Origin of the sequence: Streptomyces triculaminicus (genome assembly GCF_017349075.1) — a bacterium.
Taxonomy (GTDB): Bacteria; Actinomycetota; Actinomycetes; order Streptomycetales; family Streptomycetaceae; genus Streptomyces; species Streptomyces triculaminicus.
Genome location: NZ_JAFMOF010000003.1, coordinates 1,099,161 through 1,118,407 on the forward strand (window position 1 = coordinate 1,099,161; position 19,247 = coordinate 1,118,407).

A 19,247-nucleotide genomic window follows, 5' to 3' on the forward strand; every position below is an offset into this window, starting at 1 on the left:
GCCGCCGGTGTCAGTTCTCCAGTCGGGCCAGGATCTTCGGACCGAGGTCCGTGACGTCTCCCGCGCCCATGGTCAGAACGAGATCACCGGGCCGGGCCATTCCCGCGACGACGTCCGCGACGGCCGCCATGTCGTGCTCGGCGCGCACGTCGGCGCCGGCGTCCTTCGCCGCGTCGATGATCAGGGCGCTGGTGATGCCGGGGATCGGGTCCTCGCGGGCCGGGTAGATGTCCAGGACCACGGAGGCGTCGGCCAGCGCCAGGGACTGGCCCATCTCGGTGCCGAGCTCCTGGGTGCGGCTGAAGAGGTGCGGCTGGAAGACGACGAGGACCCGGGAGCCGGCGGCGGCGCCGCGGATGGCCTCGAGGTCGGCGGTCATCTCGGTGGGGTGGTGCGCGTAGGAGTCGATGACCTGGACGCCGGCCGCCTCGCCCTTGAGCTGCAGGCGGCGCTTGACGCCGGTGTACTTGCCGAGCGCGGAGGCCAGGTTGTGCGCCGGGATGCCGAGGGCGACGCCCGCGGCGAGGGCGGCGACGGCGTTGTGCGCGTAGTGGCTGCCGGGGACGGAGACGGCGAAGGTGAGCATCCGGCCGTTGAGCATCACCGTGACCTCGCTGGCCAGGCCGCGCGGGGTGACCTTCAGGACGCGGACGTCGGCGTCCTCGGCCGCGCCGTAGGTGACGACCTCGATGTCGTGCCGCCCCGAGATGCGCTCGGTGAGCTCGCGGGCGCCGGCCTGGTCGGCGGAGACGACGAGCGTGCCGCCCGGGCGGATCCGGCCGACGAAGGTCTCGAAGGAGTCGTAGATCTCCTCCATCGAGGCGTAGTTCGCGTGGTGGTCCAGCTCCACGTTGAGGATGATCGCGACCTCGGGCGCGTACTTGTGGAAGCTGCGGTCGCTCTCGTCCGCCTCGGCGACGAAGATGTCGCCGCCGCCGTGGCGGGCGTTGGAGCCGGGGCCGTCGAGGTCGCCGCCGATGGCGTACGACGGGTCCAGGCCCAGCGCGTCGAGGGAGACGGCGAGCATCGACGTGGTGGTCGTCTTGCCGTGGGTGCCGGCCACCGCGATCGGGCGCAGGCCGTCCATCAGGCGGGCCAGGGCGTCCGAGCGGTGGACGACCGGGATGCCGCGCTCGGCGGCGGCGGCCAGCTCCGGGTTGTCGGCGCGGATGGCGCTGGAGACGACGACGCAGCTGGCGTCCTCGGCGAGGTGGCCGGCCGCGTGCCCGATGTGGACCGTCGCCCCGAGCTCGCGCAGCGCGCCGGCGGTCGCGGACTCCTTCGCGTCGCTGCCCGCGACGGCCGCGCCGCGCTGGGCCAGGATCTTCGCGATGCCCGACATCCCGGCGCCGCCGATGCCGATGAAGTGCGGTCGGTCCATCGTCGTGGGGACGGCCGGTGCCATATGCGGTGCTCCCTGGGGGGTCGTGGTGCAGCTACAGGCACCGATTGTTGCACCCGCCGCCGACAGCGCGGGCCGCGCCCGTCAGACCGGCCGGATCAGTCCCGCCGCCAGGCCCGCCGCCACGGCCGCCGTGCGGCTGTCCACGCCGAGCTTGCCGTAGACGTGCACGAGGTGGGTCTTGACGGTGGCCTCGCTGATGAAGAGGCGGCGGGAGATCTGCCGGTTGGCCAGGCCCTCGGCCAGCAGGCCGAGGATCTCGGTCTCGCGGGGCGAGAGGGCGGGCCGGCCCCCGGACCGTACGCGGCCCAGGAGGCGGGCGGCGACCGGCGGGGCCAGGACGGTCTCGCCGCGGGCGGCGGCGTGCACGGCGGCGGCCAGCTCTTCGGGCGGGGCGTCCTTGAGGAGGTAGCCGGTGGCCCCGGCCTCCACGGCGGCCAGGATGTCGGCGTCGGTGCTGTAGGTGGTCAGGATGAGCACGGCGGGCGGGCGGGGCAGGGCCGTGATGCGCCGGGTGGCCTCGACGCCGTGCATGCCGTCGCCCATCTGCAGGTCCATGAGGACGACGTCGGGCCGGACGCCGTCCTCGAGCAGGCGCAGCGCCTCGGCGCCGTCGGCGGCCTCCCCGGCCGCCTCCACGTCCGGCAGCTCGTCGACCAGGGCGCGCAGGCCGCGCCGTACGACGGGGTGGTCGTCGACCAGGAGCACCCTGATGAGCCCGCTCACGCCGCCGCCTCCAGGGCGCCGGGGCCCGTCGGCAGGGTCGCGGCGATGGCCGTGCCCTCGCCGGGCGCGGACTCCACGACGAGGGTGCCGCCGAGCTCGGCGATGCGCTCGCGCATGCCGTGCAGGCCGAAGGTGCGGCGGCCGTCCGCCGGGCCGTGGCCGGGGGCGAAGCCGACGCCGTCGTCGTAGACGTCGAGGGTGACCTGGCCGTCGAGGTAGGCCAGGGTCACGGCGGCGTGGTCGGCCCGCGCGTGCCGGGCGACGTTGGCGAGCGCCTCCTGCGTCAGGCGCAGCAGGGCGACCTCGGTCTCCACCGGCAGCGGGCAGGGCTCGCCGTCGAGCCGGAAGGCGGCCGTGGGCAGCGTGCGGGCGGTGACCCGGCGCAGCGCCTCGGGCAGCGGGGCGTCCTCGAGGGCGGGCGGGGTGAGCTCCTGGACGAAGCGGCGGGCCTCGGCGAGGTTGTCGGAGGCGGTACGCCCGATCTCGCGGACACGCGCGCGTGCCGCGTCGGTGCCGGCCGTCTCGGCCGCCCGGGCGAGCAGGACGATGCTCGACAGGCCCTGGGCGAGGGTGTCGTGGATCTCGCGGGCGAGCCGCTGCCGCTCGGCGAGCCGGCCGGCCTCCCGCTGCGCCGCGGCGAGCTCGTCCCGGGTCCGCACGAGGTCGTCGATCAGCAGCTGGCGCTTGCGGCTCTCGCGGTAGAGCGCCGCGTAGCCGTAGGCGGTCAGGATCGCGACGCACGCTCCCGCGACCGGGCCGATCACCCTGGCGACGGTCAGGCCGCCCGGCGCGCCGCCCTGGGCGGCCACGACCGCGGCGGTGGCGGCGGCGACGGCCGGGTGCGCCCAGCGCACCGGCAGGGCGTGCAGGAAGAGGAAGAACAGCGGGAAGGCGACGTAGGAGAAGCCCCGGTCCATGGCCAGCAGGACGAGCCACAGCCCCGTGACGGCGGCGAGCCAGGCCCCCGGACGCCCGGCGCGCCGGACGATCCCGGCCCCGTACGCGGCGGCGAGCACCGCGCCCACCGGCAGCACGGCCGCAGGCGCCCGCCCGAGGAGGGCCGGGGCGAGGGCCACGCCGAGCAGGGCGTAGAACGCCGCGTGCAGCGCGAGGCGCACCAGCCGCAGCGAGGGCACGTCGCCGTCGCCGCCGGCCGCGAGCGCCCCGGATGGCGGGCGCGGCGCCACGCGCGCGTGGCCGGTGGCCGTGGCGGGGGCGGAGGGGCTGGTCGGTGTCATCCCGTCGAGCGTACGGGCCCGTGCGAGGGCCTCCGGCCGCCCGGGCGTCAACCGTTCGATTGATTTTCGGGTGCACCGGACGGACGAGGCCGCAACCGCTCCTTGCCCCGATGCCGACGGGCGCCCGGCCCGGAAGGCTTGGGACGTCCCGCACCAGGCCCCGGGAGGCCCTCCTTGTTCGTCGCGCTCCGTGACATCCGCTTCGCCCGAGGACGGTTCGCCCTGATGGGCACCGTCGTCGCGCTGATCACCACACTGGTGGTCTTCCTCTACGGCCTGACCGACGGTCTCGCCCGCGAGGCGACGTCGGCCGTGGCCTCCCTGCCGGCGGACAGGATCGTCTTCGGCGCCCCGGCCGGCGCCGAGCCCGAGGTGTCGTTCTCCAACAGCACCCTGGACGAGCGGCAGCTGGCCGCCTGGCGATCGGCGCCGGGCGTGCGGTCCGCCGAACCGCTGGGCGTGGCGATGACGCGGCTGACGGCGAACGGCTCGGCGTCCTCGGTGAGCGTCTTCGGCACGTTCGGGCGGCTGCGCCCGGAGCCGCTGCGCGGCACGGCACCGGGGGAGGGCCAGGCGGCCGTGAGCGAGCGCGTGGCGCGCGAGCGCGGGCTGCGCCCGGGGGACCGGATCACGCTCGGCACCCGGGAGCTGACCGTCTCGGGCGTCACCCCCGACCGGAGCCACGGCCACGCGCCGGCCGTCTGGACCACGCTCGCCGACTGGCGGGAGATCGGCCACCAGGCCGCGCCGACCGCGCTGGCGGTGACCGGCGGCGGCACCCCCTCGGGGGAGGCGGCGCGCACCACCGTGGCCGTCGGGCTCGACGACGCGCTCGAGGGCATCGACGGCTACGCGGCCGAGCACGGCACCCTCCGGCTCGTCCAGGGCTTCCTGTTCGTGGTGAGCGCGCTGGTGGTGGGCGCCTTCTTCGCGGTGTGGACGGTGCAGCGGCGCCCGGACGTCGCGGTGCTCAAGGCGCTCGGCGCGAGCGGCGGCCACCTGCTGCGGGACGCCCTGGGCCAGGCCGCCGCGGTCCTCCTAGCCGGAGCCGCCCTCGGTGCGGCAGCCGGGGCCGTGGGCGGCGCCCTGGCCTCGGCCGCGGTGCCCTTCGAGCTGGGCGCGGCCACCGTGGCCGTCCCGGTGGCGGCGATGGTGCTGCTGGGACTGGCCGGGGCCGCGCTCGCCGTGCGCCGCATCACCTCCGTCGACCCGCTGACCGCCCTGGGAGCCCACCGATGACCACTGTGCCGACCCCCGCCACCGCCCCTGTCGAGGCCGAGTCCGAGGCCGCCCTGTCGCTGGAGTCGGTCGACCTCACCTACCCCGACGGCGACCGCCGGCTCACCGCCCTGGACCGGGTGTCCCTGGCCGTCGCTCCGGGCGAGCTCGTGGCCGTCGCCGGACCGTCCGGCTCCGGGAAGTCGAGCCTGCTGGCGGTGGCGGCGACGCTGCTGCGCCCCGACGCGGGACGCGTGGTCGTCGCGGGGCGGGACACCACCGGGATGAGCGCCGCGGAGCGCACCAGGCTGCGGCGCGGGCGGATCGGCATCGTCTTCCAGCAGCCGAACCTGCTGCCGTCCCTCACGGCCGAGGAGCAGCTGCTGGCCGTGGCGCACCTGCGGGGCGAGAAGGTACGGGCGTCCCGGGCCCGGGCTGCGGAGCTGCTGGAGTCGGTGGGGCTGGACGGCGCGAAGCGGCGCCGCCGCCCGCACCGGCTGTCCGGCGGCGAGCGGCAGCGCGTGAACATCGCCCGCGCGCTGTGGGGCGAGCCGTCGGTACTGCTGGTGGACGAGCCGACGTCCGCGCTCGACCACGAGCGCGGGGAGCGCGTCATGGCGCTGCTGGCCGACGTCACCCGGCGGCACCGCACCGCGACGGTGCTGGTCACGCACGACCGGGCGCTGCTCGGCCGGGCGGACCGGGTGCTGACGCTGCGCGACGGCCGGCTCGACGGCGGCCCGGCTCACTCGTCGGGGCCGGTCACCACTTCTTCCTCGTCCTCGTCGTTGTGCGCGTAGAGCTTGAGGACCGGCACGCCGACCTTGTGCCGGGCGCGGGAGGCCCAGTCGCGGTGGAAGAACTCCTCGACCAGGTGCGGGGCGGTCAGCACGATCACCTCGTCGGCGTGGGTCTGCTCGACGACGGACCGCAGCAGGTCCAGCGGGTGGTTGTCGATGATCTGGCCGACGGCCTCGCAGCCCGCGGCCCGGAGTCTCTGCAGGGAGTGCTCCAGGGCCAGGGCGGCGGGCCGCAGGGCCTCGTCGCCCTCGGGTTCGTCCGCCTCGTGGACGGCCTGTTCCAGCTCGCCGAGGGCCACGTCGTCGATGGCCCGCAGCAGCCGGTCCTCGTTGCCTCTTGGCCGCATGAGGACGACGAAGGACATGGCGTCGTCGTGCAGGGTCGTCACGAAGTCGACATCCGCGGTGGACAGCGGTTGTTCGATCATCAATACGCTCGTGAACACGGTGGGCGCGCCCTTCTTCTCCTTGGGCCACCGGGCCCAACAGAAACCATCCTGCGCGTGCTCCCGTGAGCCCGCCTGTTGTGGTCCACTGCCCTCGGGAAAGCGTCTGACTCAATTCTGCCCACGGGAACAGAAGCGGAACAGAAAATTCCGTTGATTGCCGGATCGATTGTCAGATCCTCCGGTAGCTGGTGAAGAGAAACCCGCCCTCCTCCAGCACCGACCCCAGCGCGAACCGCTCGGGCACCGCCAGCGGCGGCCCCGCCATGATCCTCGGTGCCGTGCCCGTGGCGACCACGGGAGCCAGCGACAGACACATCTCGTCCAGCACCCGGGCCGCGGCGAACTGCCCCAGGAGCCGGGGACCACCCTCCGTGAGCAGCCGCGTCAGCCCGCGCTCGGCCAGCAGGACGGGGACGCGCGCGGGGTCCACCCCGCGCCCCTCGCCCGCCACGATCACCTCGGCGCCCGCCGCGCGCGCCGCCTCCACCCGCTCCCGCGGGGCGGCCGCGCCCGTCAGCACCACGGTCGGCAGGAGCGGCGAGGTGAACAGAGGGAGCGAGAAGTCCAGGTCGAGCCCGGCGCTCACCACGGCTATCACGGGCGCGGGCCCCTGGCCGAGCGCCGCCCGCCGCGCCGCGAACGCCTCGCGGGCCCGCGCGGGCCGGTAGCCCTCCTGCCGTACGGTCTCGGCCCCGACCACCACCGCGTCGGCCAGCCCCCGCAGCGTGCCGAAGATCCGCATGTCGGCGGCCGAGGACAGCGGCTGGGAGCGGCCCTCGTGGTGGGCCGCGCCGTCCAGGGAGGAGACCATGTTGGCCCGCAGCCACGCGCTCCCGGCGGGGAGGTCGTCCGGGTAGGCGTAGAGCCCGGCCAGCTCGTCCAGCCCCCATTCACGGTCCTCGAGGTCGGCGGGGCTGAGCGGGGAGGGGAACAGTCGTCGCATAGGCGGCAGTGTGACATGGCTCGCCCCGCGCGCGACGGTCCCCGCCCGCTTCCGCGGCTACGCTGGATGGCTGTGTCATCCTCCACCGCAGCCCCTCCAGCGCCACAGGCCCCGCCACCCCGGCCCCATAGCCGGGCGGACCGCCGGCGGGCCCGTCGCGCTCACCTCGCGCGCCCCGCACGTCCCCGCCGACCGCCTGGTCGCCGAGATGGTGCCCCCGCCGCGCTTCGGCTCGGTACGGTTCGACAACTACATCCCCGACCCGAACCAGCCCAGCCAGGCCCAGGCCGTCACCACCCTCGGCACCTTCGCCGCCGGGCTCGGCGGCCCGGCCGCGGGCGGTACGGGCCGCAAGCGCTGGTTCCGGCGCGAGGCCAAGGCCGCCGCCCCCGCCGGCCCGCGCGGCGTCTACCTCGACGGCGGCTACGGCGTCGGCAAGACCCACCTGCTGGCCTCCCTCTGGCACGCCACCGCGGCCGCCCGCGAGCAGAAGGCGTTCGGCACGTTCGTGGAGCTGACCAACCTGGTCGGCGCCCTGGGCTTCCAGCAGACCGTGCAGACCCTCAGCGGCCACAAGCTCCTGTGCATCGACGAGTTCGAGCTCGACGACCCCGGCGACACCGTCCTGGTCTCCACCCTGCTCGGCAAGCTCGTCGACGCCGGCGTGACGGTCGCCGCCACCTCCAACACCCTGCCCGGAAAGCTCGGCGAGGGCCGGTTCGCCGCTGCCGACTTCCTGCGCGAGATCCAGGGCCTCTCCGCGCACTTCCACCCGCTGCGCATCGACGGCGAGGACTACCGCCACCGGGGCCTGCCGCAGGCCCCCTCCCCGTACGACGACGACACCGTCAAGCGGGTGGCGCACGCCACCGACGGCGCCTCCTACGACGCCTTCCCCGACCTCCTCGACCACCTCTCCAAGGTCCACCCGAGCCGCTACGGCGCCATGTGCGACGGCATCAGCGCGGTGTGCCTGACCGGCGTCGCACCGGTGCCGGACCAGTCGACGGCCCTGCGCCTGGTGGTCCTCGCCGACCGGCTCTACGACCGCGAGGTGCCGGTCCTGGCGTCCGGGCGGCCCTTCGACGAGCTGTTCAGCGAGGAGATGCTGAACGGCGGCTACCGCAAGAAGTACTTCCGGGCCATCTCCCGGCTGACCGCGCTCGCGCGCGACGCCAAGGGCCTCGTCGAGGGGTGACGGGGCCGGGCGTCCGGGGCGGTACGGTTCCCCGGTGCTCCCCGAGATCCACTTCCCGCGCGCCGGCGCGGCCCTCGTCGCGCTGCTGTGCTGCGCGCTGACCGCCTGCGGCGGCAGCGGCGGCGCGGGCGCGGACGGGCCCGGCACCCCGGGCGGCCGGAAGGCCGCCCGCCCAGCACCCCGCCACGCCCGGCCCGTCGCCGTCGCCGTCCGCGCGGGCCTCCGCCGCGCCCACCCTGCCCCCGGGCCCCGACGGCGCCGTTCCCGTCTTCTCGCACGGCCGGCGCGACGGCGGCAAGCGCGTCGCCCTGACCTTCGACGCCGACATGACGTCCGACCAGGGCCCGCGCGCGGCACGCGGCGAACACTTCGACAACCCCGCGCTCATCGAGACGCTGCGCCGCCTGAAGGTGCCCGCCACGGTCTTCATGACCGGCAGGTGGGCGGAGCAGTACCCCGGCCAGGCGAAGTCCATCGGCGGCGACCCCCTCTTCGAGGTCGCCAGCCACTCCTACAGCCACCACGCCTTCACCACGCCCTGCTACGGCCTGCCGACCGTGCCGCGCGCCGAGGCCCGCGCCGACGTGGAGCGCGCCTTCACCGCCTTCCGGCGGGCGGGGGTGGAGCACATCGTGCCGTACTTCCGCTTCCCCGGCGGCTGCCACGACGACGGGGTGCTCAAGGAGCTCGGGCCGGCGAAGGTGACGGCGGTGCAGTGGGACGTGGTCAGCGGCGACGCCTTCGCCAAGGACGCCGGGCCGGTGGCCTCGCAGGTGATCTCGCAGGTCCGGCCCGGCTCGGTCGTGGTGATGCACTGCACGCGCAGCGCCGCCCCGACGACCGAGGAGGCGGTGCGGCGCATCGTGCCGGAGCTGCGGGCGAAGGGGTACGAGTTCGTCCGGGTCTCGGACCTCGTCGCCGGGCACTGACCGGCGCGACCGCGGCCCCGGCGCACGGCCCGCCCCTCACCCCGCTCAGGTCCCGTCCGCCTCCCGCACCAGCAGGGCCACGGGCATCGCCTCGAGCAGCTCGGCCATCTCCACGCGCCCCTGCCATACCCCGCCCGTCAGCGACTCCCGCCACGCCCCGCCGTCCGGCAGCTCCAGCACCGTCCCCGCCACCCCCGGCCGCCGCCAGCCGCCGGGGCAGCCGCGTCGCCACGGCGACCACCTGCCCCGAGCGCCCGAAGGCCACGCAGTGCTCCGCCGCCGGCCCGGCCGCGCCGAGCGGCTCGTAGGTGGCGCGTGCCCCGAACCACTCGGGGTGCTCGCGCCGCAGCCGCAGCGCCGTACGCGTCAGGCGACGCTTCTCCCCGCCGAGCCCGTCCGCCGGGCCCGGGGGGAAGCGCGGCACCCGCCGGTTGTCCGGGTCGACCAGCGCCCGGTACACCCCTTCCGTCCCCATGTAGACATCGGGCACCCCCGGCATCGTCAGGTGCAGCAGCGCCGCCCCCAGGGTGTTGGCCCGCACGGTCGGCGCGGTCTCCCGCTCGAGCGGGGCCAGGGCGGCCGCGGCCCCGGGCCCGCCGGGGCCCGCCGCGACGAAGGCCGCGACCGCCGCCTCGTACGCGGCGTCCGGCTCGGTCCACGTGGTCAGCAGCGCCGCCTCCCGCACGCTCTTGAGCACCGCCGGCACCAGCCGGCCGGCGTCGGCGTCCCCGAGCCCGAAGGCGTTCTGCCACGCCACCCACGCCACGTGCGGGTCGGGGGCCGCGCCGCGGGCCCGCAGCAGGTCCATCAGGGCGGCCCAGCGGCCGGGGTACTCGCTCAGCGCGGCGATCCGCGCCCGCGCGTCCGCGCTGCGCTTGGTGTCGTGGGTGGAAAGCACGGTGCCGGTCGTGGGCCAGTCGCGCTGGAGGCGGGCGCAGTGGGCGTGGAACTCCTCCGGCGTGACGGCCGGGCGGTCCGGCGCGCCGCCGACCTCCGTGGCGGACAGCAGGGGCGCGTAGCGGTAGAAGGCGGTGTCCTCGACCGACTTGGCGCGCAGGGCGGAGGCGGTCTGGGCGAACCGGGCGCAGAAGTCCCGCCGGTCCGGGTCCTCGCCGAGCCGCCCCAGGGCCGCGTCCCGGACGACCTCCACGGCCCGCGCCTCCTCCGGCACCGCGAACGCCGTACGGGCCCCCTGGGCGGCCTCGTCGAGCAGCGCCGCGTCCACCGGTGCGACGGGCAGGCCGGGCACGGCGTACGGGCGGTAGACGGGCAGCCGGACGAGCGTCTCGCACAGGGCGGTGCGCAGGGCCCAGGGGGCGTGGTCGCGCAGCCGGTGCGAGGACGCGCACAGCCGCCCGGCGGTGCGGACCAGGCGGTCGACCTCGGCGGCGAGCTCGTGTCCGATCACCCGGTAGGCGGCGCGGCGTACGGTCGCCTGCCAGTCGCCGCCCCGGTCGGGGGGCGGGCCGGCGAAGGCGCGGTAGGCGGCGGCCAGTTCCCCCGCCCCGTCGGGGTCGGTGAACAGGCCGTCGAGGTGGCGCAGGGAGTCGTAGCCGGTGGTGCCGGCGACGGGCCAGTCGGCGGGCAGCCGTTCGTCGCCGCTGAGGATCTTCTCCACCACCGTCCACCGGCCGCCCGTGGCGGCGGCGAGCCGGCGCAGGTAGCCGGCCGGGTCGGCGAGGCCGTCGGGGTGGTCCACGCGCAGCCCGTCGACGACGCCCTCGTCCAGCAGGGCGAGGACCGTGGCGTGGGTGGCGGCGAAGACCTCCGGGTCCTCCACCCGCACCGCGATCAGGTCGGAGATGGTGAAGAAGCGGCGGTAGTTCACCTCGGTGCGGGCCAGCCGCCACCAGGCGGGGCGGTACCACTGGGCGTCCAGCAGCTCGGGCAGCGGCAGCCGCTCGGTGCCGGGCCGCAGCGGGAACGCGTGGTCGTGGTAGCGCAGGACGTCGCCGTCCACCGCGAAGCGCTCCAGCTCGTCGCCGAGCGGCCCGCCGAGCACCGGCAGCAGCAGCCGCCCGCCGTGCTCGGCCCAGTCGACGTCGAACCAGCGGGCGTAGGGGGAGGCGGGGCCGTCGCGCAGGACGTGCCACAGGGGGCCGTTGAGGCCCTCGGGCGCGGGCAGGGCCATGTGGTTCGGCACGATGTCGAGGATCAGCCCCAGTCCGTGCGCGTGGGCGGTGCGGGCGAGCGCCCGCAGCCCCTCCTCGCCGCCCAGCTCGGCCCGTACCGCGTCGTGGCCGACGACGTCGTAGCCGTGGGTGGAGCCCGGGACGGCCTCCAGGACGGGGGAGAGGTGCAGGTGCGACACGCCGAGGTCGGCGAGGTGGGGCACGGCCCGCTCGGCCTCCCGGAAGGGGAGGCCGGGCTGCAGCTGGAGCCGGTAGGTGGCGGTCGGCGGTGCGGAAGTGTCGCGCTTCACGGGAACATACGTACCCGCCTCGGAGCGTCATGCCGCATCCCGACGTCAGGCGGGCCGCTGGAGCACCGCCATGCTGCGGTCGGCGAGCGTCAGCCGCTCCCCGGCCTTGACCTTCGGACCGCCGGGCGCGGCGCCGTCGGGGCGGGCGGTGTCGACCACGACCTGCCACTGCCGGCCGTGGTCGACGGGGACGACGAACTCCAGCGGCCGGTCGTGCGCGTTGAACATCAGCAGGAAGGAGTCGTCGACGATCGGCTCGCCGCGCGGGCCCGGTTCGGTGATGGCGCTGCCGTTGAGGAAGACGGTCAGCGACCTGGCGTGAGCGGCCTGCCAGTCCCCGTCCCGCATTCCCTCCCCTTCCGGGGTGAACCACGCGATGTCGGACAGATCGTCCTGGGTGCCCTGCATGGGCCGGCCGTGGAAGAAGCGGCGGCGCCGGAAGACCTGGTGGTCGCGGCGGAGCCAGACCAGCGAGCGGGTGAAGCGCAGCATCCGGCGGGCCCGCGCGGCGGCCTCGTCGCCGTCCTCCGGCTGCGGCCAGCGCACCCAGGAGATCTCGCTGTCCTGGCAGTAGGCGTTGTTGTTGCCCCACTGGGTGCGGGCGAACTCGTCGCCGTGGCTGAGCATCGGCACGCCCTGGGAGAGCATCAGCGTGGCGATGAAGTTGCGCATCTGCCGCTCGCGCAGGGCGAGCACCGCCGGGTCGTCGCTCTCGCCCTCGGCGCCGCAGTTCCACGAGCGGTTGTGGCCCTCGCCGTCCTGGTTGTTCTCGCCGTTGGCCTCGTTGTGCTTGTCGTTGTACGACACGAGGTCGTGCAGGGTGAAGCCGTCGTGGCAGGTGACGAAGTTGATCGAGGCCAGCGGTCGCCGGCCGTCGCCCTGGTAGAGGTCGGAGGAGCCGGTCAGGCGGGAGGCGAACTCCGCCAGGGTGGCCGGCTCGCCGCGCCACAGGTCCCGGCAGGTGTCGCGGAATTTACCGTTCCACTCCGTCCACAGGGGCGGGAAGTTGCCGACCTGGTAGCCGCCCTCCCCGACGTCCCACGGCTCGGCGATCAGCTTCACCTGGCTGACCACCGGGTCCTGCTGCACCAGGTCGAAGAAGGACGACAGCCGGTCCACCTCGTGGAACTGCCGCGCCAGCGTCGCCGCCAGATCGAAGCGGAAGCCGTCCACCCGCATCTCGGTCACCCAGTAGCGCAGCGAGTCCATGATGAGCTGCAGGACGTGCGGCGAGCGCATCAGCAGGGAGTTCCCGGTGCCGGTGGTGTCCATGTAGTACTGCGGATCGTCCGTCAGCCGGTAGTACGAGCAGTTGTCCAGGCCCCGGAAGGACAGGGTCGGGCCCAGGTGGTTGCCCTCGGCCGTGTGGTTGTAGACCACATCGAGAATCACCTCGATGCCCGCCGCGTGCAGCGCCCGCACCGCCGACTTGAACTCCAGCACCTGCTGACCCCTGTCGCCCCACGACGCATAGGCGTTGTGCGGGGCGAAGAAGCCGATGGTGTTGTAGCCCCAGTAGTTGGCCAGGCCCGCGTCCACCAGCCGGTGGTCGTTGACGAACTGATGGACCGGCATCAGCTCGATGGCGGTCACCCCCAGCTCCGTCAGATGCTCGATCACCGCCGGATGCGCGAGCGCCGCGTACGTCCCGCGCACCTCCTCCGGCAGCGCCGGATGCAGCATCGTCAGGCCCTTCACATGGGCCTCATAGATGACCGTACGGTGATAGTCCGTCCGCGGCGGCCGGTCGTCGCCCCAGTCGAAGTACGGATTGACCACCACCGAAGTCATCATGTGCGGCGCGGAGTCCATGTCATTGCGCTTCTCCGGCCGGCCGAAGTGATAGCCGTAGACCGCCTCCCCCCAGTCGACCGCCCCGCTGACCGCCTTCGCGTACGGGTCGAGCAGCAGCTTGGCGGAGTTGCAGCGCTGCCCCCGCTCCGGGTCGTACGGGCCGTGCGCCCGGAAGCCGTAACGCTGACCGGGCATCACCCCCGGCAGATACGCGTGCCGCACGAAGGCGTCGCTCTCCCGCAGCTCCACCGCCGTCTCCGAGCCGTCCTCGTGCAGGAGGCACAACTCGATCCGCTCGGCGGCCTCGGAGAAGACCGCGAAGTTGGTCCCGGCGCCGTCGTACGTGGCGCCGAGTGGGTACGCCTGTCCCGGCCAGACCTGCATGAGCGAAAGTGTTCCACTCCGAGCGGCCCTTTCCGCAGATCTTCCCCAAAACCCCGGAAGGAAGCCGCCGCCGGCCGCCACGGCTCGGCCGACCGGGTGAGGTCAGCGCCCCGTCCACCCTTCTGGCTATGAATCAGATCACGTCCGGCGCCCCGCCGTCGGACAACCCCCACGTCCGGCGGCCGAGTTGTTCCGGGGCCCCGGCGGGCGCGGGTGCACCGGCTCCCGCCCGCACAGTAATCTGCCTTGATCGTTGGACGGGGGCGGAAGGCGGTGCACTGGTGAGCTCGGGCGGGCTGGAGCTGCCCCCTGGAGACGGAAGTCCCGAGGGAGACGGCTCGACCGACACGCCACCGGGCGTGATGTCCCTGACCCGTCCGCGGGAGATCGGGGCGGAACTGGACTGGGGCGCAGAGGCCTGGGACGAGGTGCGCACCCGCGCCCGCCGGGCCGGGCGCGCCTACATCTGGCTCAACCTGGTCGAACAGCGGCTGCGGGCGGTCGTCGCCGCCGTGCTGCGCCCGGTCTACGAGCCGGTGCACGGCGACGAGGAATGGGTCGTCGCCGCCGCCGGGCCGGCCGGCCAGGAGTGGGTCCAGCGGGCCGTGGCCGTGCGGGAGGTGAGCCGCCGCAAGGGCTACCTGCTCGACCCGGCGGACGACAACGTCCTCAGCTTCCTCACCCTGCCCCAGCTGCGCGAGCTCCTCGTCCAGCACTGGCCGTGCTTCGAGCCCTACCTGGACGACCGGCGCGAACTGGAGCTGGCCCTGGACGAGCTGGAGGTGACCCGCAACGTCGTCTCCCGCAACCGCGCGCTCTCCGAGAACGTCCTCGCCCAGGCCGAACGCGCATCGGCCCGGCTGCTGGACATCCTCGGCGGCGGCGCCGGCACCCACGCCCGCTCCGCCGACCGGCTGCCCGTGGACGCCGTCGAGGACCTCGTGGGCGACCGCTTCGCCGACGTCGTGGGCGTCCACCCGGACCGGGTGCGGCTGCAGCGCCAGCTCCCCGTGGAGGACCTCTTCGGCAGCGCCCGCCGCCTCGACGCGGTCGGCATAGGCCTGAACCTGCTCGTCCAGAACTACTCCGGGCGACGCCTGGTGCGCCTGGCCGAGTCCGGCTGCCGGGCCCGGCTGCTCTTTCTCAACCCCGCCAGCAGCGCCGTGCGCCGCCGCGAGCGGGAACTGGGGATAAAGAAGGGCGAGATGAGCCGGTCCGTGGAGATGAACATCATGCACATGCGGCGGGTGCGGGACCGGCTGCGCGACACCGCCGCCTTCGAGATCCGGGTCTTCGACGAGACCCCGCGCTTCACCGCCTACCTCGTCAACGGCGACGGCGCGGACGGCCTGGCCGTGGTGCAGTCCTACCTGCGCAAGGCCCGCGGCATGGAGTCCCCCGTGCTGGTGCTGCGCGGCGGCGGCCGCGACGTGCTGCGCCAGGGCCGGGGCGCCGACGAGGACGGCGGGCTGTTCGAGACGTACCGCGAGGAGTTCGAGGGGGTCTGGGCGGACTCCCGGTCGGTCTCCTGAGCCGGTCTCTTGAAGGGGTGGTGCTCGCCCCCGGTGGGTTGTCAGTGGGCTGTGCGACGCTGTGACACCAGACGGGGGAAGCACCACCGAAGGGGGAAACCGCCATGGCCTGGCACGAGGAGCCGCTGATCGGCTTCGACCTGGAGACGACGGGCACGGACCCGGCGCGGGCACGGATCGTCACCGCGGCGGTCGTCGAGACCAAGGGCGGGGACGTGGCCGCGAGCCGGCTGTGGCTGGCCGACCCGGGCGTGCCGATCCCGGCCGAGGCGGCCGCCATCCACGGCATCACCAGCGAGCGGGCCGCCGCCGAGGGGCGGCCCGCGGCCGAGGTTGTGGAGGAGATAGCCGCCGTCCTCGCCGGGCACTGGTCGCTGGGCGTGCCCGTCGTCGCCTACAACGCCTCCTTCGACCTCAGCCTGCTGGAGGCGGAGCTCCGGCGGCACGGCCTGCGCTCGCTCGGCGAGCGGCTGGACGGGGCCGGCATCGGCCCCGTCGTCGATCCGTACACCATCGACCGGCACGTCGACCGCTACCGCAAGGGCCGGCGGACGCTGGAGGCGGTGTGCCGGGAGTACGGCGTGGTGCTGGACGGCGCCCACGAGGCGGAGGCGGACGCCCTGGCGGCGGTCCGCGTCGCCCGGGCGACCGCCCTGCGGTATCCCGGCATAGCCGGCGCCGGGCTGTGGGAGCTGCACCGCGACCAGGTCCGGTGGTACGGCGAGTGGGCGGCCGGATATCAGGCGTGGCTGCGACGGGAGGGGGACCCGGAGGCCGTGGTCGACGCGTCCTGGCCGCTGCGGGGGTAGCGGGGCTGGGTGGACGGGAGTAGAGGGGCCGGCGCGCGGGGGTGGGTGGATGCGGAGGGCGCCTTCGCACTTGTTCCGGAATCTGTGATGTCCCTGGATGTCAGGGCTGTCCGGGTCTACGGTGTTCCGTACCGGGCCCGCGCTACCCCCCATCTCCGCCGCGTCACGCGGCGATCCGAGGAGGCGCACCGTGCCCGAGCACCAGGAGTCCCCGGCCCGGCCGCCGGAGGGGCTGCTCTGCGGGACCATGGAGGTCCACCGCAGGCTGCTCACCGAGAACGCCGCCTACGCCACCGCCCGGACGGCCATCGAGAACCACGCGTTCGCCTACGAGCGAGGCGACGCGCGCACGGCCCGTACGGGCGTGACGTGCGTCCCGGTCGTCGTCCACGTCGTCCACGCCACCGACGAGGAGAACGTCGACGACGCCCAGGTCCTCAGCCAGCTCGACGTCCTGAACCAGGACTTCCGCAAGCTCAATCCGGACGTCGCCGGGGTGCCGGAGGTCTGGCGGGAGCTCGCCGCCGACAGCCGGGTCGGCTTCCGCCTCGCCTCCGTGGACCCGGACGGCCACCCCACCACGGGCATCACCCGCACCCGCACGCAGGTCGCCGGCTTCGGCACGGACGACGCGGTGAAGTTCACCGCCCAGGGCGGCCGGGACGCCTGGCCCGCCGACCGCTACCTGAACGTATGGGTCTGCCTGCTCGAGGGCGGCCTGCTGGGGTACGCCCAGTTCCCCGGCGGCCCGGCGGCCACCGACGGAGTGGTCATCCGGCACTCCGCTTTCGGCACCAACGGCACCGCCACCGCGCCCTTCGCCCTCGGGCGCACTGCCACCCACGAGGTGGGCCACTGGCTGAACCTCCACCACATCTGGGGCGACGACGGCACCGGCTGCAGCGGCAGCGACTTCGTCGCCGACACCCCCAACCAGGGCGGCCCCAACTTCGGCAGCCCGGTCTTCCCGCACGTCTCCTGCCACAACGGCCCCCACGGCGACATGTTCATGAACTACATGGACTACGTCGACGACGCGGCCATGTTCATGTTCACGGCCGGCCAGGCCGTCCGCGTGAACGCCACCCTCGACGGCCCCCGCTCCACCTTCCCCACCGGCCCTTGCTAGGCGGGGACGCCGGTGGGGAGGGATGCCGGGGAGAGGCGCCTCAGAAGGGGTACCAGCGCACCGCCGGGTCGCCGTCCCGCAGGGAGGCGACCCGGCGCCCGAACTCCGCCAGCGCCGCCGGGTTGCCCGGCGCGTGCTGCGCCACCCACGCGCAGCTCGCCGTCTCCCGGGCGCCGCGCAGCACGGCGCAGCCGTCCCACTCGCGCACGTCCCAGCCGTAGGCGTGCACGAAGGAGTGGTAGGCGTCGGGGTCCATCCCGTACCGGTCGCGACTGAGGGCCATCACCACCAGGTCGTGCTCCCGCAGGTCCAGGGCGAAGGTCTCCAGGTCCACCAGCACCGGGCCGTCGGGCCCGATGTGCACGTTGCGGGGGAGGGCGTCGCCGTGGATGGGGCCCGGCGTCAGGCGGGGCGTCAGCGCGGCGGCCGCGGCGGCGAAGCCGTCCCGGCGCTCGCGCAGGTAGTCGGCGTCGGCCGGGTCGATCGCGTCCCCGGCCAGCCGCAGCCAGCGCTCGACGCCGCCGAGCAGGTCACGGTGCGGCAGGGCGAAGTCCGGTGCGGGCAGCATATGGATCGCCCGCAGCAGCTCCGCGAGGTCGGCGGGGGTCGCGGGGCGAGTGGCGCCGGGGAGTCGGTGCCAGAGGGTGACCGGGTGGCCGTCGGCCGCCAGCGGCTCGGGGGCGGCGGCGCGCACGGCGGGCACCTCGGCCTCGGCGAGCCAGGCGGCGACCCGCAGCTCCCGGTGGGCCCGGTCGAGGAGGGAGGCGTCGCGGCCGACCTTGGCGACGAGGTCGCCGGCCGCGAAGACGGCGTTCTCGCCGAGCGAGATCAGGGTCGCGTCGGCCGCCGGCAGGGGGGTGCCGGCCGCCGCGAGGAGCTCGCGCGCCCGGTGTTCCGTAAATGCAGTGTCCACCGCGCAAGTGTCTCCCGGGGCGGGGGCGGTCGGCGCACGGGATGGACGGCGCACGGGATTGGCGCGAAACATCATTTAGCGAGACGTATCGTCTTGCGTAGTGTCGCGACATGACGATATCCACCGGTCAACGCCCCGCCCACATCGCGATGTTCAGCATCGCGGCCTCCGGACACATCCATCCGAGCCTGGACGTCATCCGGGAGCTCGTGGACCGCGGCCACCGCGTCACCTACGCCATCCCCGAGTCCTTCGCCGAGCTCGTCGCCTCCACCGGCGCCGAGCCGAGGATCTACGACTCGAGCCTGCCGACGGACGCGGACCCCGACAACTGGGGAGCGGAACCGATCGACCATATGGAGCTGTTCCTCGGCAACGCCGTCCACTCGCTGCCCTCGATCGCCGCCCAGTACGAGGACGACGTGCCGGACCTGGTCCTCTTCGACAGCCTCACCTACGCCGGCCGCGTGCTGGGCCACCGCTTGAACGTACCCACCGTGCAGATGTGCCCGCACATGGTTCCCTGGGAGGGCTACGAGGAGGAGATGCTGGCCCCGGTCATGGGCCCGCTGATGGAGTCCCCGCGAGGCCGCGCCTACGCCGAGCGCTTCACGGGCTGGCTGCGGGAGAACGGCATGCCCGAATCTCCCGTCCGCTTTATCACCCACCCCGGCCGCCGTATCGCCCTCATCCCCCGGGCCATGCAGCCGAACGCCGACCGGGTCGACACGACGCTCAACACCTTCACCGGCTCCTGCCAAGGGGATCGCGCCGACCAGGGGGACTGGGAGCGCCCCAAGGACGCGGAGAAGGTCCTGCTGGTCTCCCTCGGCTCCGTCTTCACCAAGCGCCCTGACTTCTACCGCGCGTGCCTCGCCGCCTTCGGCGACCTGCCGGGCTGGCACGTCGTCCTGCAGATCGGCAAGCACGTCGACGTCGCCGAGCTGGGACCGATTCCCGCCAACGTCGAGGTGAGCTCCTGGGTGCCGCAGGTGGCCATCCTCCGCCAGGCCGACGCCTTCGTCACCCACGCCGGAATGGGCGGCTCCAAGGAAGGGCTCGCCGCCGGGGTGCCGATGGTCGCCGTGCCCCAGGCCGCCGACCAGTTCGTCAACGCCGACGTCCTCCAGGGCCTGGGCGTGGCCCGCCACCTGCCGGCCGAGGAGGCCACCGCCGAGGCCCTGCGCGAAGCCGTCCTCTCCCTCGTCGCCGACCCCGGCGTGGCCGCACGCTCGGCGGCCCTGAAAGCCGAGCTCGCCGCGGAGGGCGGCACTCCGTACGCGGCCGACCTGATCGAGGCGGAACTTAGGTCCACCCGGTAACCCCTGGTACGGTCCCGTCCCATCGGCTGTCGCGCCCAA

Annotated in this window: 14 protein-coding genes and 2 pseudogenes; 8 read left to right on the top strand and 8 right to left on the bottom strand. The window is 74.5% G+C overall.

Annotated elements, in window-relative coordinates:
• Nucleotides 1–10 precede the first annotated feature (10 nt).
• The 3 genes from murC to J1792_RS23415 all read right to left on the bottom strand — a co-directional run bounded on the left by murC (nucleotide 11) and on the right by J1792_RS23415 (nucleotide 3,366).
• Nucleotides 11–1,405, bottom strand: a complete 1,395-nt coding sequence (murC, locus tag J1792_RS23405; protein ID WP_086575143.1) for a UDP-N-acetylmuramate--L-alanine ligase — start codon at nucleotides 1,403–1,405, stop codon at nucleotides 11–13.
• A gap of 81 nt (nucleotides 1,406–1,486) precedes the next feature.
• Nucleotides 1,487–2,128 (bottom strand): response regulator, encoded by a 642-nt coding sequence (locus tag J1792_RS23410; protein ID WP_207248103.1) that lies wholly within the window; start codon nucleotides 2,126–2,128, stop codon nucleotides 1,487–1,489.
• A complete protein-coding gene (locus J1792_RS23415; protein ID WP_207248104.1) occupies nucleotides 2,125–3,366 on the bottom strand; it encodes a sensor histidine kinase in 1,242 nt (413 codons plus the stop codon). The genes J1792_RS23410 and J1792_RS23415 overlap by 4 nt, the downstream gene beginning before the upstream one ends.
• Before the next feature lie 174 nt (nucleotides 3,367–3,540).
• On the opposite strand from J1792_RS23415, the gene J1792_RS23420 reads away from it, so the two are divergent.
• Nucleotides 3,541–4,605, top strand: a complete 1,065-nt coding sequence (locus tag J1792_RS23420; protein WP_207248105.1) for an ABC transporter permease — start codon at nucleotides 3,541–3,543, stop codon at nucleotides 4,603–4,605.
• A complete protein-coding gene (locus J1792_RS23425; RefSeq protein WP_086566134.1) occupies nucleotides 4,602–5,384 on the top strand; it encodes an ABC transporter ATP-binding protein in 783 nt (260 codons plus the stop codon). Before J1792_RS23420 ends, J1792_RS23425 begins: the two co-directional genes overlap by 4 nt.
• Here J1792_RS23425 and J1792_RS23430 read toward each other — a convergent pair.
• On the bottom strand, nucleotides 5,330–5,830 hold the full coding sequence (locus tag J1792_RS23430) for an indole-3-glycerol phosphate synthase (RefSeq protein ID WP_086566135.1): 501 nt from the start codon (nucleotides 5,828–5,830) through the stop codon (nucleotides 5,330–5,332). The genes J1792_RS23425 and J1792_RS23430 overlap by 55 nt on opposite strands.
• Before the next feature lie 172 nt (nucleotides 5,831–6,002).
• Nucleotides 6,003–6,776 carry a pyrimidine reductase family protein gene (locus tag J1792_RS23435; protein WP_086566136.1) on the bottom strand — a complete coding sequence of 258 codons (774 nt, stop codon included), beginning with the start codon at nucleotides 6,774–6,776 and terminating at the stop codon, nucleotides 6,003–6,005.
• Between the two features lie 127 nt (nucleotides 6,777–6,903).
• Between J1792_RS23435 and zapE the strand changes: the two genes are divergently transcribed.
• Nucleotides 6,904–7,974, top strand: a complete 1,071-nt coding sequence (gene zapE / locus J1792_RS23440; protein ID WP_307843076.1) for a cell division protein ZapE — start codon at nucleotides 6,904–6,906, stop codon at nucleotides 7,972–7,974.
• Between the two features lie 182 nt (nucleotides 7,975–8,156).
• A pseudogene (locus J1792_RS23445) lies at nucleotides 8,157–8,903 on the top strand (polysaccharide deacetylase family protein); the annotation flags it as partial.
• Between the two features lie 45 nt (nucleotides 8,904–8,948).
• Here the strand turns inward: J1792_RS23445 and treY are convergent.
• Nucleotides 8,949–11,325 (bottom strand): annotated as a pseudogene (gene treY / locus J1792_RS23450) (malto-oligosyltrehalose synthase).
• Nucleotides 11,326–11,370: 45 nt separating this feature from the next.
• On the bottom strand, nucleotides 11,371–13,503 hold the full coding sequence (glgX, locus tag J1792_RS23455; protein WP_086573636.1) for a glycogen debranching protein GlgX: 2,133 nt from the start codon (nucleotides 13,501–13,503) through the stop codon (nucleotides 11,371–11,373).
• A gap of 281 nt (nucleotides 13,504–13,784) precedes the next feature.
• On the opposite strand from glgX, the gene J1792_RS23460 reads away from it, so the two are divergent.
• The 3 genes from J1792_RS23460 (at nucleotide 13,785) to J1792_RS23470 (ending at nucleotide 16,973) form a co-directional block, all read left to right on the top strand.
• Nucleotides 13,785–15,035, top strand: coding sequence for a DUF5919 domain-containing protein (locus J1792_RS23460; RefSeq protein ID WP_086573637.1), 1,251 nt, complete (start codon nucleotides 13,785–13,787; stop codon nucleotides 15,033–15,035).
• 104 nt (nucleotides 15,036–15,139) lie between these two features.
• Nucleotides 15,140–15,844 (top strand): 3'-5' exonuclease, encoded by a 705-nt coding sequence (locus tag J1792_RS23465; RefSeq protein ID WP_086573639.1) that lies wholly within the window; start codon nucleotides 15,140–15,142, stop codon nucleotides 15,842–15,844.
• 190 nt (nucleotides 15,845–16,034) lie between these two features.
• A complete protein-coding gene (locus tag J1792_RS23470; RefSeq protein WP_242705327.1) occupies nucleotides 16,035–16,973 on the top strand; it encodes a zinc metalloprotease in 939 nt (312 codons plus the stop codon).
• A 40-nt stretch (nucleotides 16,974–17,013) separates the two neighbouring features.
• Here J1792_RS23470 and J1792_RS23475 read toward each other — a convergent pair whose 3' ends face one another.
• Nucleotides 17,014–17,886, bottom strand: coding sequence for a phosphotransferase enzyme family protein (locus J1792_RS23475; protein ID WP_242705326.1), 873 nt, complete (start codon nucleotides 17,884–17,886; stop codon nucleotides 17,014–17,016).
• Between the two features lie 110 nt (nucleotides 17,887–17,996).
• Between J1792_RS23475 and J1792_RS23480 the strand changes: the two genes are divergently transcribed.
• Nucleotides 17,997–19,208 carry a macrolide family glycosyltransferase gene (locus J1792_RS23480; RefSeq protein ID WP_242646355.1) on the top strand — a complete coding sequence of 404 codons (1,212 nt, stop codon included), beginning with the start codon at nucleotides 17,997–17,999 and terminating at the stop codon, nucleotides 19,206–19,208.
• Nucleotides 19,209–19,247: the final 39 nt, after the last annotated feature.